Source organism: Sphingomonas sandaracina (assembly GCF_036663695.1).
Classification (GTDB): Bacteria; Pseudomonadota; Alphaproteobacteria; order Sphingomonadales; family Sphingomonadaceae; genus Sphingomonas.
Genome location: NZ_JAXOJK010000017.1, coordinates 1 through 1,006 on the forward strand (window position 1 = coordinate 1; position 1,006 = coordinate 1,006).

At 57.3% G+C, this 1,006-nt stretch carries 1 protein-coding gene, 2 tRNA genes and 1 rRNA gene; 3 read left to right on the plus strand and 1 reads right to left on the minus strand.

Going from position 1 to position 1,006, the window contains the following annotated elements:
- The 3 genes from U1707_RS18970 to U1707_RS18980 all read left to right on the plus strand — a co-directional run.
- Positions 1-79 (plus strand): 16S ribosomal RNA (locus U1707_RS18970); the annotation flags it as partial.
- Positions 80-316: 237 nt separating this feature from the next.
- A tRNA-Ile gene (locus U1707_RS18975) sits at positions 317-393 on the plus strand.
- Between the two features lie 72 nt (positions 394-465).
- Positions 466-541, plus strand: a tRNA-Ala gene (locus tag U1707_RS18980).
- 125 nt (positions 542-666) lie between these two features.
- Here U1707_RS18980 and U1707_RS18985 read toward each other — a convergent pair.
- A partial coding sequence (locus U1707_RS18985; protein ID WP_332801619.1) for a hypothetical protein occupies positions 667-1,006 on the minus strand: 340 nt, incomplete at its 5' end.

Sequence of the window (1,006 nt, forward strand, 5' to 3'; positions counted from 1 at the left end):
GACCACGGTGGGTTTAGCGACTGGGGTGAAGTCGTAACAAGGTAGCCGTAGGGGAACCTGCGGCTGGATCACCTCCTTTCTAAGGATATCGGCAGAAAGCGCTGATAGGCCCGCATCCTCGGATGCCACCCTGTCGGAAGAGCTTCTTCCATTCCAAAGAACATTAGCCGCCGTCCTCATGTCCCTTCATCAACTGGATCCACACTCGAGAGGGTGTGGAAGCCTGAGCTGGCACCTCCCGCCTAGCGGTCCTTCGGACCAGCTTGGGTGCGGGATGGGCCCGATCAAAGTACTACTTTGATGGGAACCCGAAATGGGGCCGGTAGCTCAGGTGGTTAGAGCGCACGCCTGATAAGCGTGAGGTCGTAAGTTCAACTCTTACTCGGCCCACCATTCTCGCAAGCTCGAATGGTCAGACGGTTGTGCCTTTGGCATGGCTTTGAAGACCTTCGGTCGAATTGGTAGGGGGCCTTAGCTCAGCTGGGAGAGCGGTTGCTTTGCAAGCATCAGGTCATCGGTTCGATCCCGATAGGCTCCACCAAGTCGCAGGCGAAGAGACGAGGCAGCAAAGCTGCCGCGCACTTCACCAAGACCGGCCAGCGCTGAGAAGCGCGCCCACAAGGCGCAGCTTCGCTGCGACTGACGGGCGCAGCGAGCGCGACCACGCTAACCACAGTCCAGGTTGATGAAGAGAAACGGTTCGCCGTGCGAGAGCACGGTGATTGGGTCGAGACGACCCGTATTTGACATTGTGAATGGGTTTTTTAAAATCGATGCCGTGAGGTGCTCGATTTTGGGGACGAGGATTGCTTCGGCGGTTCGTGAGCGCTTCGGCGCCAGCGAGCCAAGCGAGCGGTTTGAGGCTCCAGATATCGACATCATCATAACTAATAATCTGGCTGAGATTATAATCATCCGCACCTGACAAAGGCCAACGCGCACTGCTCTGCCGAGTTGGTGACCTCTTCGGAGGCACCCAGTGATGTCGTTGGTGGTGTGGACTCTC